This window comes from Spirosoma litoris (assembly GCF_054776755.1).
The window spans coordinates 63,998-75,751 of sequence record NZ_BAAHBI010000002.1; the positions used below are offsets into that span (position 1 = coordinate 63,998).

19 protein-coding genes are annotated in these 11,754 nt (G+C 46.3%); 13 read left to right on the forward strand and 6 right to left on the reverse strand.

Features of this window, described 5'->3' with window-relative positions:
* Window positions 1-328: 328 nt before the first annotated feature.
* Genes ACYVGR_RS01060 through ACYVGR_RS01070 form a run of 3 tightly spaced genes read right to left on the reverse strand, consistent with a single transcriptional unit; the run spans window position 329 to window position 3,055 of the window.
* Window positions 329-2,182, reverse strand: coding sequence for a hypothetical protein (locus ACYVGR_RS01060; protein ID WP_460953202.1), 1,854 nt, complete (start codon window positions 2,180-2,182; stop codon window positions 329-331).
* 4 nt (window positions 2,183-2,186) lie between these two features.
* Window positions 2,187-2,387, reverse strand: a complete 201-nt coding sequence (locus ACYVGR_RS01065) for a hypothetical protein (RefSeq protein WP_460953204.1) — start codon at window positions 2,385-2,387, stop codon at window positions 2,187-2,189.
* A 41-nt stretch (window positions 2,388-2,428) separates the two neighbouring features.
* On the reverse strand, window positions 2,429-3,055 hold the full coding sequence (locus ACYVGR_RS01070) for a hypothetical protein (protein WP_460953205.1): 627 nt from the start codon (window positions 3,053-3,055) through the stop codon (window positions 2,429-2,431).
* Between the two features lie 201 nt (window positions 3,056-3,256).
* On the opposite strand from ACYVGR_RS01070, the gene ACYVGR_RS01075 reads away from it, so the two are divergent.
* From ACYVGR_RS01075 to ACYVGR_RS01085, 3 genes are read left to right on the forward strand one after another with little or no spacing between them, the layout of a single operon-like run.
* The gene (locus ACYVGR_RS01075) at window positions 3,257-3,463 is read left to right on the forward strand and encodes a hypothetical protein (RefSeq protein ID WP_460953206.1); all 207 of its coding nucleotides are present in this window, start codon (window positions 3,257-3,259) and stop codon (window positions 3,461-3,463) included.
* Window positions 3,460-3,627 (forward strand): hypothetical protein, encoded by a 168-nt coding sequence (locus ACYVGR_RS01080; protein WP_460953208.1) that lies wholly within the window; start codon window positions 3,460-3,462, stop codon window positions 3,625-3,627. The genes ACYVGR_RS01075 and ACYVGR_RS01080 overlap by 4 nt, the downstream gene beginning before the upstream one ends.
* 25 nt (window positions 3,628-3,652) lie before the next feature.
* The gene (locus ACYVGR_RS01085) at window positions 3,653-3,931 is read left to right on the forward strand and encodes a hypothetical protein (RefSeq protein WP_460953210.1); all 279 of its coding nucleotides are present in this window, start codon (window positions 3,653-3,655) and stop codon (window positions 3,929-3,931) included.
* Here ACYVGR_RS01085 and ACYVGR_RS01090 read toward each other — a convergent pair.
* The 3 genes from ACYVGR_RS01090 to ACYVGR_RS01100 form a co-directional block, all read right to left on the reverse strand.
* Entirely contained in the window at window positions 3,909-5,462 is a 1,554-nt protein-coding gene (locus ACYVGR_RS01090) for a terminase large subunit domain-containing protein (protein WP_460953211.1), read from the reverse strand. The two genes, ACYVGR_RS01085 and ACYVGR_RS01090, sit on opposite strands and share 23 nt — an antisense overlap.
* A gap of 117 nt (window positions 5,463-5,579) precedes the next feature.
* Window positions 5,580-6,041 (reverse strand): DUF5681 domain-containing protein, encoded by a 462-nt coding sequence (locus ACYVGR_RS01095; protein WP_460953213.1) that lies wholly within the window; start codon window positions 6,039-6,041, stop codon window positions 5,580-5,582.
* A 25-nt stretch (window positions 6,042-6,066) separates the two neighbouring features.
* Window positions 6,067-6,702 (reverse strand): ParB N-terminal domain-containing protein, encoded by a 636-nt coding sequence (locus ACYVGR_RS01100; protein ID WP_460953215.1) that lies wholly within the window; start codon window positions 6,700-6,702, stop codon window positions 6,067-6,069.
* Between the two features lie 136 nt (window positions 6,703-6,838).
* On the opposite strand from ACYVGR_RS01100, the gene ACYVGR_RS01105 reads away from it, so the two are divergent.
* The 10 genes from ACYVGR_RS01105 (at window position 6,839) to ACYVGR_RS01150 (ending at window position 11,549) form a co-directional block, all read left to right on the forward strand.
* Entirely contained in the window at window positions 6,839-7,132 is a 294-nt protein-coding gene (locus ACYVGR_RS01105; RefSeq protein WP_460953217.1) for an SH3 beta-barrel fold-containing protein, read from the forward strand.
* Between the two features lie 74 nt (window positions 7,133-7,206).
* Window positions 7,207-7,857 carry a hypothetical protein gene (locus ACYVGR_RS01110; RefSeq protein WP_460953219.1) on the forward strand — a complete coding sequence of 217 codons (651 nt, stop codon included), beginning with the start codon at window positions 7,207-7,209 and terminating at the stop codon, window positions 7,855-7,857.
* Window positions 7,857-8,123 carry a hypothetical protein gene (locus tag ACYVGR_RS01115; RefSeq protein ID WP_460953221.1) on the forward strand — a complete coding sequence of 89 codons (267 nt, stop codon included), beginning with the start codon at window positions 7,857-7,859 and terminating at the stop codon, window positions 8,121-8,123. The genes ACYVGR_RS01110 and ACYVGR_RS01115 overlap by 1 nt, the downstream gene beginning before the upstream one ends.
* A gap of 13 nt (window positions 8,124-8,136) precedes the next feature.
* A complete protein-coding gene (locus ACYVGR_RS01120) occupies window positions 8,137-8,445 on the forward strand; it encodes a hypothetical protein (RefSeq protein ID WP_460953222.1) in 309 nt (102 codons plus the stop codon).
* A gap of 67 nt (window positions 8,446-8,512) precedes the next feature.
* On the forward strand, window positions 8,513-9,175 hold the full coding sequence (locus ACYVGR_RS01125; protein WP_460953224.1) for a hypothetical protein: 663 nt from the start codon (window positions 8,513-8,515) through the stop codon (window positions 9,173-9,175).
* Window positions 9,176-9,238: 63 nt separating this feature from the next.
* A complete protein-coding gene (locus tag ACYVGR_RS01130) occupies window positions 9,239-10,069 on the forward strand; it encodes a hypothetical protein (RefSeq protein WP_460953226.1) in 831 nt (276 codons plus the stop codon).
* Window positions 10,066-10,281 (forward strand): hypothetical protein, encoded by a 216-nt coding sequence (locus tag ACYVGR_RS01135; RefSeq protein WP_460953227.1) that lies wholly within the window; start codon window positions 10,066-10,068, stop codon window positions 10,279-10,281. Before ACYVGR_RS01130 ends, ACYVGR_RS01135 begins: the two co-directional genes overlap by 4 nt.
* Entirely contained in the window at window positions 10,278-10,565 is a 288-nt protein-coding gene (locus tag ACYVGR_RS01140; RefSeq protein ID WP_460953229.1) for a hypothetical protein, read from the forward strand. Before ACYVGR_RS01135 ends, ACYVGR_RS01140 begins: the two co-directional genes overlap by 4 nt.
* A complete protein-coding gene (locus ACYVGR_RS01145; protein WP_460953231.1) occupies window positions 10,552-11,244 on the forward strand; it encodes a PD-(D/E)XK nuclease-like domain-containing protein in 693 nt (230 codons plus the stop codon). The genes ACYVGR_RS01140 and ACYVGR_RS01145 overlap by 14 nt, the downstream gene beginning before the upstream one ends.
* A complete protein-coding gene (locus ACYVGR_RS01150; RefSeq protein WP_460953233.1) occupies window positions 11,241-11,549 on the forward strand; it encodes a DUF6283 family protein in 309 nt (102 codons plus the stop codon). Before ACYVGR_RS01145 ends, ACYVGR_RS01150 begins: the two co-directional genes overlap by 4 nt.
* The last annotated feature ends 205 nt before the right edge of the window (window positions 11,550-11,754 follow it).

An 11,754-nucleotide genomic window follows, 5' to 3' on the forward strand; every position in this document is an offset into this window, starting at 1 on the left:
CAGTACATCGTGCTTCTGAATGACAATAACATATTTGTCTTTCGGTAGCTCTTTCAGCGTTGGTAACAGCTTAGACAAATCGAACTCCTTCTTTTTGTCCTTATTACCAAATAAGCCCGCTTTTTTAGCTGACTCCGTTACCAGATCGTCGGCTACAGGTAGCGAAGGTGCAACCCCGACAGCCTTTTTTGCTGCTTCAGTCGCGGCATCCTGAGCCAATGCCTTTTCGTTGGCCGTATGGGCTGCGATACCAGCCGCAACCGCATCTTTGATGATACTAGCCAGTTGACTAGCGGGTATCATCGCTTCGCCTTGTTGGGCGACTAGCTCACTTGGTTGCACTGGCTCGTCCTTTGCCGGTTGGCTTGGCTCCTGATTTTCCACCTTTGCCGCCGTTTCTGGGGTTGTTTGGGTCGTTAGCGGGGTTGGCGCTTCCGACGATTGGTTCGACTGGTTTTCTTTCGCTGCCATAGCGTGTAAAAGAAGTTTTAATTTGAGAAATTCGATTTTCGTAGTCAGGCGCGTTGCAGAATTGTTCGATTGACAAATCATTTTCGCGCTCAAAGCGGTAGATAAAACCAAGCAACGACACAGCTATCGTGTAGCCTTCCGGGTCGCTGGTATTGATTCCAAGATTGTACAGTTCATCGGGGCTTAGATTCGGGTAATCGGTTAAATCCCGCATTACCTTAAACCGAAGCTTGCGGCTGGCATCCGTTCGGGCAAAGTACTCCTGTTGCTGCTTCGTTAACTCTTCAAGCAACCAAGCTCCCAACCCCGCATCTTTTGCGGCTTGATACAACGTTATTAGTTGATCGCCCGTTAATAGACTTACCCGGCGACCTAGCGAAACCGCCGAACCCTTGAAATACGCGCCGTAACGATACCGCGCGACTGTATCCAGGATTCGTTTTGTCAGCACTTCGTAGTGTTCGGCTAGGTACTGATAGATTAGCCGCGACCGCTCCAAAATCTGCATAACCTGCGTTTCGTTGATTGGCTGCGCTGTACTACCGCCGTCGTAACCCGTTGCCGTTTGGCGAATCCGTTGCCGAAGGTTAACAACCTTATCGGCAATGTATTTCAGGTTTTCGACTTGGGGCGCAATGAATCCAGCCGGGGGACGCATATCGGCATCCTCTTTGGTTTGTGGAGCCGGTACAGGTAACGTTGTTCCGGGGCCGTAAATCGTGTTATCGGCTTTCGGCTCGTTCGATACGGTTTGCCGAACGGGCGCGTAAGGTGTACCATCGTCTAATGTGCCTACGGGCCGTATGTCCTGAACCAAACCGGGGCTACCTAGTTGCAACGGGGGCGCTGGTTTGCTGGTATCGGTTGTTTTCTCCAGATACCAAAGCATCATAAACGCACTGGCTAAGTCGTTACTTTCCCCGCCCGAATCCCAAAACAACAACCTATCCAACAAACCAAGCAAGGGCCGTAGCATCGTATTCGACGTTAGCGGATTGCTATCCTCTACGTCGTCCCACATCTTGAAAACAGGGCAATACGGTTGATTGTGGGCGACTTTACTGCCCGTTATTTCCTGCCATTTTCCGGTAGCATCCTGCTTAAACAGCGTAATATCGACTGTATCAAACAGCGCCGTAACGCCCGGAACGTCGGTATCAAACCAGACAAATTCAAGTAACCCCGAATCACTAGGGCCGTTCAGCGCCTTGATTGCCCGTACACGGTCTAACGCCAATAGGTATACGTAAGGCTCTGGAAACGGGGTTACTTGAATCGCTGGCAGGTCGATAACAACCAGCGAATTAGGGCGCGAAAATAGCGACGAATGGCAGTTACGCGTAATAAACTGCTGTATGGCTGCTTTTTCAGCGAATTGCTCCCAATCGGCCTCTAGCGACGCGTCGGTAAAGTCGAGCTTTATAAATCGGTCTTCGGCATGGTGTACCGCCGACGCCATGTCTACGATCTCGTCAACAAGTTCAACCGAAACCGGGGGCCAAATAAATTGCTTACGTAGCTGCTTTAGCTTGCTTTTCGATGCAATGACACTCGTAACAAAATCCTTAAACCAAGTCTTAAAATACGGCGACGCGGTAGCTTCTGACGTAGCCGCTTCGGCATGTAGCCTATGGCGGTTGTCGTCTCGCTTCGCGGCTTCTAAGGCCCGATGATCGAATTTTGTTACTATGTCGTCGTAGGGAGTCAGCAAGGTTTTAGGCGGCTGGCGTTGAGGTTGGGGCTTCTACAGCCTTTTGTTTTTTGCTGGTTGACTCATCGGGTACTAGCTCCCAAAGTTTTACGCCCGTCTTTTCTTGACCGGCTAGAATCGCGTCGGCATGGTCATCGTCAAAGTCTTCAATACGTCCCAAGCCAATACCGCAACCGTCTACGTGTACTTCTTTTAGCTTTTTCACTTTTGTTACTCGTTTAAAAGGTTGAGAAAAACGAAGCCAGATTACGGATTCACTAACAGCGAGTGATTGAACGGGAGCGTCAAAACGGCGGCATTGGCATACCAGCTTTTTGACAGTTCAAATTCTACTTTGAACTGAGTCAGCTTGTGCAACTGCCCGCCCGTTGGGTTGCCGATGTACGGGGCGCGAATTGGGATACCACCGCCTGACGCCATCATTAGTAACTGATTGTCTCCACACAGGAAATAAGCGGTTAGCCGGTCAATGTCAGCCGACGCGCGGCCCTCAGCAAACAACGTGTCAATCTGATTGAACATAGCTGGCGACAAACCCGTAAACATGCCCGTAAACTTGGGGATTGTTTCGCCTACGATTTGAGTACGACCCGCTGGCGTACTGTTATCGTTACTACCCACCGTTACAGGTTCAGAACCGGCAAGGTCAGGCTCGTACAAAAGCGATTGAATCGAGCTAATGGCTGTATTACCCGTAGCGGCTAGAAGCGCGGTAAACGTTGCCAGTGTTAGCGCCGTCGTAGTCGTAACGGTTGACGCGTTGCCGGAACGCTGAATGAGTAACCGGCGAAACTGTTGCAATAACGTCGCGCATACGTCGGGCGTTACAATTTGGAGTTTCGTAGCGATTGCGCTACAGTCTTGAAAGACCATCGGGAAACGAGATAAAATGAATTATCAGGTTTTCGACGGGCCGGTAGTCGATACCTATTTGCGACAAAAATAGAAATTATTTACAACCCTAAATATTTTTTGCAAAATAATTGCAAATATTCAAAATAATAGTACGGTAAATATGCAAGAATATAAGCAAGATTATGTAGATTTGGGGATAACTAAAAAGCATAAAACACTATGCCACTATTAGCGACGGTAACAGGGCTAAAGGAAGAGTATCAAGATAAGTTTGATTGGAAAATCCCCGAATTTCCTTTCAAGGTTAGAGTCATTCAGTCAGCCGCTAGACGCTCGGCCTTTGACGAAGATACGCTAGTCGTTCCAATCGGGATGATACAAAAGCAAACCTATTGGCCGGGCTGGTTTAACTTCGCTAAGAAATGAAAAAGAAAGATGTTCGACGTTTGCGCGACATACTGCAACGCATCGAAGCTAATGTTCATAACGATAGGAATAATGACAATCAGAAGTCTATAACTATTTCGCTGATAAAAGAAGGCGTTGAGTTGTGTAACGAAAAACTAAACAAACTAAAGCCCGGCAACTAACCGGGCTTTTGAATAACTTAGCAACATGGAAATACTAGTTATCTACAAGTTTGAAAACGTCTATAAATTCTTCCCCGTTTTGGATGCCAAAGAAGCAAAGGAGTTACTAGAGCTTGAATTAAAGGCTAATAATATCGTACCTATTGGACTTGTAAAGTACGATACTCGTACCAATCGGGTTTTCGAGGTACTAGAACGATATGAAGGCATAAAGAAAGATGTTGAAGTTATCATAGCCGCTAGGAATGCTATTCGATGGTTCCAACTCAATACTACTATGCCTAATCGTTATTGGCCCCTCTGATCTCTCTAGGCGGTCTAACCAGCTCGAAGTATTCGCGCATCATTATACAGTCGGCAAAGTCAGGCGACCAACCGCCTAGAATTACCTTCTGTTCGGCTTTGTCGTTAATCTGTAGTTTCTTTTCGGCATCCATTTCGATTTTCTTGATAGCTCGTAGCTCCTTTTTGATAATGTCGCGTATATCGACCGTTGCCCCGCCCCGCTTGGTCATACAACCCGTTTTAACTGAATGATTATAGGCTTTATTGGTCGGGCTATCGGATACAGGTACGCTTTCGTACACCCACACATTATCATTATTCAGGCTCATGCGAAGCCCGCCCGCGTTAACCCGGTATGACGACTTATAATAACACTGCGTTTTCAGGTTCTTGTAGTTTTCGACAACCTTAACGGTTAAATCCTTTAGCGGTTGCGCCTGATTCACAAAGCCCCGATAGCCTGGGCGTAAGGCCAATACTTCACCACCGACGCCGTTCTGATCGACTACTACGTCATGTTCCATAACGCCGAACTGTTTCCGTAGCCACTCAATCGCGTTAACCGCTTCGGGGCTATCGTTCACTTTCATTACGATACAGCCAACGATTTCCCAACCGAACCAAACCATGATTACCGTCCAGTCGTGACCAAATCGGGCAATGTCGGCAGTAATATAGCGGCCATTGTGTGCGGGTGGATAGTTGGAATGAATCGAGCCAACGGCGGCACTGTTATAGAGCGAATCAGGCGAAACGCGGGCTTTCCAGTTACCCTTTAGTAACTTCTGCTGCTCTTCGGCGGACATAGCCAAGAGCGAACCTAAATACTTCGGGTCTTGCTCCAATAGTATCTTATTGCCGTATATATCGCCGGGAATAAACGTAACCGATAGCGGGCGCGTATCGGCATTTTTGCCCGAAAACTGGTGCGGCACTTGGTCGATAACCTCTTGGGCTGTGTTGCCCCAAACCTCATTGTCGTTTTCGAGTGTCAGATAACGTAATACGCCTTCGCGCTCTTTGATTGGAAAGCCGTAGTTTGGGTTTGGTAATCCGTCGTCGGTTAGTTCTTCCTGATCTATCCACCAACTCAAAAACTCAGCTAACCAGCTATCGGGGTCGGGGTTGCACGAAGCGCGTATATAGGGTTCTATACCGTTTTGGGTTGGGTTCCGGTTTCGAGAAAAGAAATAGGTAAATTGAGTACGGGTAAAGTGCGTCAACTCATCGAAATAGATAACTTGAATCTGTGACCCTTGATACTTATAAATGTCGCTTTCATGTTGTAAGTGCCGAAAGAAGATTTTAGCGCCAATCGGAAACCGCCATTCCATACCGATTGGTTGCGCCCCGTACAATGGGTAAAGCTTTTGGCTCGTACTTTGTAAACCGCCTGGGCTGGTTATTTCGGGATAGGTGCGACGAAAGAACAAACATTCAAAATCGGGCGTGTCTATCGCATAATGCAAGGGGTCTAGCAACATGCCAAAGGTCTTACCATTCAGCCGCCCCCAGCCGAACCACCGACGACCGCTATATCTGCTTTGCAAGATAAAAGGTCTTCTTGTAGTCCAAGCTGAGGGCGAATTTCTATTTCATTAAGTGTTTCCATGATTGGAGTTCTATAATATCCTTTATTGTCGCTAATGCAACACCATATTCTTGGGCTAACATTTTTCGCGTGTAAATATTTCGCTATCGGTTGGCGGTTCGTCGGCTGGAATATTGCTAGGCGAAGGTTGCTGTTTTCTGCGGCCATTATCTGGCATATAGGTAACTACGCGCATTGGGTTAGCGGATTGCCCGCCAATGTTAAGCGGTTGCGGTACACGGCCCTCGGTACGGTTTAGAATCTCCTTAATCGCCTTTATGTCGCCCGCTAACGCCATTTGTAGCAACCGGGCCGCTATAGCCTGGTTTATGGTCTGCGTACCATTCGTTGACAGTCTCGCGGTTGATTCTGATTTTGTACCGTTTGAGGTCTTGGTAATCGTAAATACCAACTCGTCGGAGTTACCAAACTCTTGAAGAAAAGTAGTTATATGGCCTTTAGGGCGTCCGTTTGGGTTGCCAGAATGGCCGGGCGGAAATTGCGTTCCTTCACTATTTGGAACCTTATTGTTTTCCATTGTTACACCTGTTATTCACCTGTTATTAACTACGACGCACTAGGAACTCGTCAACGATAACCATAAGCGACAATTCGTTAGCCACACCCTGAGCATTGGTAATGTCGTTTTCGATTCGGGCCGTTTCTAACGCCTTAAAGAGTTGGGCCGTCTGTTGCGGGGTAAGACCAAACGTTATTGGCGTATCAGCGTCTTTCGGTTTTTCGGGTTCACTATTCGACTCATCATTACTACCGCCCTTCTTAGCCTTCTTATTGTCCTTATCGCTAAATCCTAGACTTTCTACGTCTATATCGTAATCAAGCGCCAAAGAGCCAACTACATCTATATCGAAGTCTAGGTTTACCTGGCTCACCTTATTATCGAGCAAAGCCAGTTCACGCCCTTCTTTGCTGTCTAAGTCCAAATCGTCGCGTTGGACGACAACCAGCTTAGTACCGTCTGTGTGAACGATAATAACGTCGTCCATACCAATCTCAGCGGCTTTTTCGGCGGTCTTATTACCCGCTATCAAATTGCCGTGTTTGTCAGCTAAGACGGAACGACCCGCCCCGTATTGTCTAAGCGACTTTTCGAGCAAATGCCCGCCGTACTCTGTGCCTTTGTTGGCGTTCTGTTGATCGGGTGTAAAGTCTGATAGTTTACCACTACTGGTTTCCATGCCTATATCATTTGCACAATAATACGAACCAAAAATATTAGTACGGTTATTTTTAAATTTTCTTTATTATTTATTTGCAAATTTACCGTACTATACCGTACTTTGATTCAGTAATTCAACAACGAAGAAATAGACAATGAAAAAGCAAGTATTTACCCTGGGCAATACCTTACGCGGTGTTGGTTTAAGCTCGAAAGTCGCGTTTGAACGCGCTTGGTTGGGTTTGCAATTGCGGGCTAAAATGATGAATGAGCCGGTACGCTTTACGTATGTTAAAGAAACCGGCGAAGTACGCAACGCACTCGGCTACTATGGCGACGACCATAAGCCAAAGGATACCGATACCGTCAGCAAGGTTATTAAGTATTTCGATTTACGCGCTAATGGCTGGCGCTCGTTCCGGGTTGATCGGCTGTTGTCGGTTGGCTAATCTCTCTACGCTTTTATTCTCTCACAACGGCCCGACGATCACGCCGGGCCAATAAATCCAAATCAATAATTATAATGAAAGCGACTATTTATCTTCTCGTAAATGGCTCATGGAGCCAGTTTACCATTGAAAACATTTTTGACAGCGAAGAGCTTCGCACTCGAAAAATCCAAATCGACAACGGGGCACAAATCGGCAACGAGGCACGAATCGGCAACGAGGCACAAATCGGCAACGGGGCACGAATCGGCAACTGGGCACAAATCGGCAACGGGGCACGAATCGGCAACGGGGCACGAATCGGCAACGGGGCACAAATCGGCAACGAGGCACAAATCGGCAACGAGGCACGAATCGGCAACTGGGCACAAATCGGCAACGAGGCACGAATCGGCAACGGGGCACAAATCGGCAACGGGGCACAAATCGGCAACGGGGCACAAATCGGCAACTGGGCACAAATCGGCAACGGGGCACGCTTGCTCAAGTGTATTTACATTCAGGGTAGCAGACACACCGTCAACTATTGGGGTCATGGTAAAATAGCGGTCGGATGCCAGATTAATACAATCGAGGATTGGCTTAACATCTACAAAGAGGTTGGCGACAAACATAGCTACACTGAATCTCAAAAAGCCGAATACTTGCGTTATATCGAGCTTGTACGGGATATGCACCAAGCAAATCCAGATTGGGAAGTTAAAACCGTTGCGAAGGTTGACTAATGGACGGCTTTCAACCTCTACCCCACACGCCTGGACGTGTTCAAAATCTCCACATAAGCGGCTTTGTCCGGCTGGAGATAACCGACAGAAACGAACCGGGGCTTTACGACCTACGAGCCTACAACACACGAATAGATAATACAAAACCCTATTCGGAAGTCTACAACGTCGATGCCGATATGATCGGGTATGTAATCCCGATGCTGACCGAAGCAATCGAAGAACTTAAGAAGCACTACACTAACGAACGATTACCTAATAATTAAATCCCTTTCCATCATGCGTAAAATAAAAATGCCTAAAGAATATCCCGTAAGAGACGAACATAGGCTCCAATATGTCGAACACCCCGTACAATTAGAAAATGGCAAATGGGTAGCCGTTGAAGTCCTTAAAACGGGCGGCTACATAAGTCCAATTCAAAACGGGGAAATAAATCCGACAAAGCGGCAATTCGATCTTGAATACGCTTGTCAAGCGGCTTGCGACATACATAACCATTGGTTGGGTTTCAATAAGAATCAAGCTAATAAGCTTATCGGGCAAAGTATGCGGGCTAGTCAAAAAGCTAATAAATCCGGATTCTGAAAATAATACAACGTCGGTAAGGCGTTTTCTGTGATTTTTCCTTTCAATTTCTAAACAAAGTACAATTATGCAAACCAACGATCAACCCGCAACATTAGGCCGCGTCAAATACCTTGAAGGCCACCCCCGCCAATATCGCTTCGACGCCAAAGAAGGCATCTTTAACATCAATGGTACAGAGAAACTAGGCCGAACCTTCACGTTTCAACCTATAGCCTGGAGGATTTTTACTGATAATATCCTCAATATGGGTACAAAGAATTGGGCGGAAATTTTCTTTATTGACGAAAAGAACTGCGTGTCGGCAATCCTGTTTCACGGCTATAGTGTTGATAACATCTTTCGGCTGATTGAGCCACTTTACTACGATGATTTGACGATGGCCGATGTAGTTATAACGGCTGTAGCAGAACCCAAAGAAAATAGTAAGCTGGAAAAGGGTAAGGGCAAATACTACATTGCTACATTCTCGTATAAGATTGGCGACCCTGCCCGTACTGCACTACTAAAGCAATACCCGAACGAGGTTAAGGTATTCCGGCAGGAAACGCTTACTGATATGGCTAACGTTAAAACGTCCTTTCAGTACTACAATCCCTTCCAGCAAGGCGACGACGTAGAAGAACTGACCGAAGGCGTTACCCAACGCGATGTTAATAAGGCTGTAGATAATTACTACGTCGAAGAAACTAAGCAACTCGAAGGCGGCATTGCTGGCGCAAATTCTTAATCAATCAACTGACCCAGGCCGTTGACTCAATCAGAAGCCAACGGCCTTTTTTCTTCTACTTACATGCAATCCCTTTTCGAGTCTTTCCAAGCCTTCGACGGCTATATCAAAGAACAGCGGTTTAACGCGTTCCCATCGGTTGGGGTTATCGTACCAACTTACGAACCTGAGCGATTAAAAAAATTACTACTAAACAGTTGGGCGGCTGAATACGCACTAAGCATTACGCCAGTCGTTAATGACGAGCAATATTTACAATCGTCGCTACATTGGACGTTTCCACAAGCCTACTATAGCGTTTTGTTTAGCGCCCGCGCGTTTTTGCTTATTGCAGGTAAAGACCTACACAACGAGAACAACATACGGCGCGAAATCGCTTCGTTAGTCGTAACGGCCCACTACCCTGATTCGCTAAGCTTTTATGCGATTGGTTTGCCAGATGCTTGCACGATTGGTCGGTTATACAAAAGCCCAAGTATGGCTGAATTTATCCGCGATACGCGGGCGTTGCAAATCGAAAAGGCTTGTAAGTTATTAGGATTTAAGCCAGGAACACGAGTTTACAGCAATATTCAACGCCAAAAGGTTGCGAACGATTTAGGGCCAACGACATTTTTTGACTTACTCAGTCGGTTACGGATTACGTTGGCAGATCGGGAAATAAAAGAGACATTACGAGGGGAAGAAATGCACGTTAAGCAATTTCACGACTATCTAGGAAATATCGTAAATCATGTTAACACGATTCACGAAACACAGATAGCGCGAATCATTGGCCTCGAAGCATTCAGGGACTTAGTAAACGAAGCGCCTAGTTATCTACAGGCTTGTTTAGCAGATCGCTTTAGGGAGATAATTCAAGGTGGAATCGAAAAGCCAGTAGCGACAGTATGAACGCGGTAATCAGTGAGGGCGACCGGGTTTCTGTTACCCGGTTCGTTCAGGGTTTTGAGCGAGGAAAATACAAAGCAACGGTTCTTGGTTGGGTAAAGTCGGGACGGCTAAAAGTTAAAGCCGATGGCACTGGAGCCGTAACGCATGTTAGAAGTGACCACGTTAAAAAACTGGCAGATAAGCCGCAAACTTTAGAAGACAATCAGCAATGAAGCGTCAACGACTGAAATTAACCTCTGAGCAAAAAGAGCGAATTGACTATTTTATTTTTAATGAAGCGCCAACCAAATACGATATGCAACAATACTTTGATAGTCGTCAACAATGGCCGAAAGGTTCGAGCGGTTGGGGTTGCTTAGGTCAAGGCGGCACAGGCATTTTAAGGTTGCTTTTATGGTATCACCATCATTATAAACCTGGTTCTAAAGAGTGGCGACCGTCGATAATTATAAAAGCACTTTTAAAACACTTATATCCACAAAATGCAACTAACTGACCACGAATACCGCGTCCTTCCCGCTTATGCAAATTCTGATCTAAGCGAACTGTTTAACCTACGTACTGGCAACATACAAAAGCCAATCGACCCGAAAGCCGCGCAATTCGGTACGACGTTTCATTCGATGATTCTGGAGCCACATAAGCCGATTGATTGGACGAAACATCACATTAAAGAGCGTCACACGATTATGCAAATGCAGGAGTCTTTTACGGCCAACGCAAGCCCTCTAAGCCTGGATTTAATCTTAGCTGGGGCGCACGAAGTTGTTAAGACCTGGACTGACCCAATTACGGGTTTGCCCTGTAAGGCGAAGCTAGATAACTACGGCGAAGTTTCAGCCGGTACGTATGTAATCGACTTAAAAACAACGTCGGCCCGCTCATCGTCTGAGTTCTTCGACTGCTTTATCAAATATGGTTATGATCGACAAGCCGCCTATTACTTGGATGCAGTTGGTCTGTATCCCGATAACTTTATCTTTATCGGGATACAGAAAGCCAAACCGTTCAATGTCTACGAGATTAATATGAACGTTTCGCACGACCGGCAACTAATGCTTAAAAATGGTCGATCTAAAAACGAACGGCTGTTACGAGACGCGTATAACGAGAGTATCAAGCCGAACGGCTGGAAACCTAGTAGCTGGAGCCGATTGGAGGGGGCTTATGTATGAAAAAGCCTTGCAATAATTGTCCATTTCGTAAGGATAGCCTAGAGGGCTGGCTAGGTGAATACCGAGCAAGACAAATTGCGCAATCAGCAACATCTGACAATAACTTTTATTGTCATAAAACCCTAATCCGTGACGACGAAGGCGATACGCAAATAGGTATAAATAGTCAAATTTGCGCTGGGTCGGTTTTGTTACATCAAAAAGAAGGTCGCCCCAATTGCTATTATCGCTTTATTGATAAAGAATATAGTGGGTCTGAGTTGATTTTTGATTCTGCCAATGACTTCATAGAACACCATTCCTAAATCAATCAATTTCAACCCATAAACACGTTATGAAATCTTTTTTAAGAGCCTTTTTATTCTTTTTCCTAGCCGGGTCGGCGGTTATGGTTTGCCGGGCGCGAGTACATAGCAAGCCGCGCCCGGCTTTTCCAATCTCAATTACGCGTGATACTATAACAACCATTTAAGTAGTAGCCGGGTCTAGTAGACATTTACTAAATCCGGC